This window comes from Roseinatronobacter sp. (assembly GCF_051859525.1).
Classification (GTDB): Bacteria; Pseudomonadota; Alphaproteobacteria; order Rhodobacterales; family Rhodobacteraceae; genus Roseinatronobacter.
Map to the genome: position 1 here is coordinate 1 of NZ_JBHYFM010000055.1, position 603 is coordinate 603.

The window sequence follows — 603 nt, forward strand, 5'->3', positions numbered from 1 at the left end:
CACGGGGGCGTTTTCCCAGCGGATGGTGGATTTCCTGAGCGCATCCGGCATCGACGCCACCCATGTCAGCCGGGATGCCGCGCGCGAGATCGGGCTTTATGCGATCTCTCTGCAGGAGGGCGAGCGCAGTTTCAGCTATTGGCGCGACAGTTCCGCCGCGCGTGGGCTTGCGGATGACGACACGCGGCTGGCGCAGGCCTTTGCCGGGGCACGGATGCTCTATCTGTCGGGCATCACTCTGGCGATCCTGCCAGCCCCGGCGCGCGCGCGTCTGATCACCCATCTTGCCCGCGCCCGCGATGAGGGCGCGCAGGTCGTCTTTGACCCCAATCTGCGCCCGCGCCTCTGGCCTGATACCGCGACGATGTGTGCGGCGATCGAAGAGATGGCGGGCCAGTCCGATCTGATCCTGCCCAGTTTCGATGACGAAGCCACCCATTTCGGAGACAGCGATCTGCAGGCAACTGCGGCGCGCTATCTGGCCTGCGGCGCGCGGCATGTCGTGGTCAAGAACGGGGGCGGACCAATGCTGTTCGACGGCGCCGATGGCGCGGGCCGGATCGACGATCTGCAGCCCGAAACCCCGGTCGATACCACCTCTGC

The 603-nt window shown here is 66.7% G+C and carries 1 protein-coding gene; it reads left to right on the forward strand.

Annotated elements, in window-relative coordinates:
- Positions 1-603 (forward strand): PfkB family carbohydrate kinase (locus ACTIE1_RS16665; RefSeq protein WP_439563514.1); only part of this gene is annotated, 603 nt, incomplete at both ends.